The following is a 1091-nucleotide window of genomic DNA, read 5'->3' as shown; positions in this document are numbered from 1 at the left end:
TCTCGAAGAGTAGCTATTATTGGGGTGATGCCAATGAGTAATAGTGGAAGGCGAAGATTGCCGAAGTAAGTCGTATATCAAAACGCCTTGCTGGGGTTGTATCTGAAAGGAACAACACTGCCATAGTATATTTACATTAAACTATGGAGCGCTACTGTAGGGTTGGGTGGAGTGTTCGCTTCCCTGTCGCTAAGTTCAACATGAGCACGTTTCTTATAAAGAAGGCGTGACTTGTCTGCAGTAGATCTCTAGCCAAACTTTGGTTTTTGAAGATCATGAATTTAATAGATTTTTCTCATTCTCCTGTTTCATTATTGCCTCCTATTGTTGCTCTGACATTGGCGATTCTGACTCGACGTGTATTAGTTTCTCTTGGTGTAGGTATCGCGCTTGGTGCGGTTCTACTTAACAGCTGGTCAATTGGTGGTACTGCAAGCTATGTAGGTACTCAAGTGTCTTCTGTCTTCATTGAAGATGGTGGAATTAACACTTGGAACATGAGCATTGTTGGTTTCCTAATTCTATTAGGCATGACAACGGCTCTATTGACACTTTCTGGCGGTACTCGCGCATTCGCTGAATGGGCACAGTCTCGTGTGAAAAGTAAACGCGGCTCTAAACTTCTTGCAGCCTTTTTAGGCGTATTCATTTTTGTCGACGATTACTTTAATAGTCTTGCTGTAGGTGCGATTTCACGCCCAGTAACGGATCGCTTCTATGTATCTCGTGCGAAACTGGCTTACATCCTAGATTCAACCGCTGCACCTATGTGTGTCATCATGCCAGCTTCTAGTTGGGGTGCTTACATCATTACTATCATCGGCGGTATTTTAGTATCACATGGTATTACTGAGTATTCAGCGCTTGGGGCGTATGTGCGTCTTATACCAATGAACTTCTACGCTGTATTTGCGCTGTTAATGGTGTTTGCAGTAGCGTGGTTTGGTCTAGATATCGGTAAGATGCGCGAGCATGAAATTGCAGCGTCTCAAGGTCGTGGTTTTGACAAAGACAAAGAGAACGACACTCAAGAAGCGCATGAGCTTAACGAAGAGTTGGACATTCGTGAGAGTGAAAAAGGTAAAGTCTCT

Annotated in this window: 1 protein-coding gene and 1 riboswitch; the gene reads left to right on the top strand. The window is 43.6% G+C overall.

Going from position 1 to position 1091, the window contains the following annotated elements; genetic code table 11:
- A riboswitch (Lysine riboswitch) is annotated at window positions 1-162 on the top strand. This riboswitch is flagged as partial in the annotation.
- Window positions 163-275: 113 nt separating this feature from the next.
- On the top strand, window positions 276-1091 hold an 816-nt coding region (locus tag R7O12_RS26495; protein ID WP_318127049.1), incomplete at its 3' end, for a Na+/H+ antiporter NhaC family protein.

The organism is Vibrio sp. Vb1574 (assembly GCF_033338675.1).
This window is presented reverse-complemented; position numbering and strand designations above follow the sequence as displayed.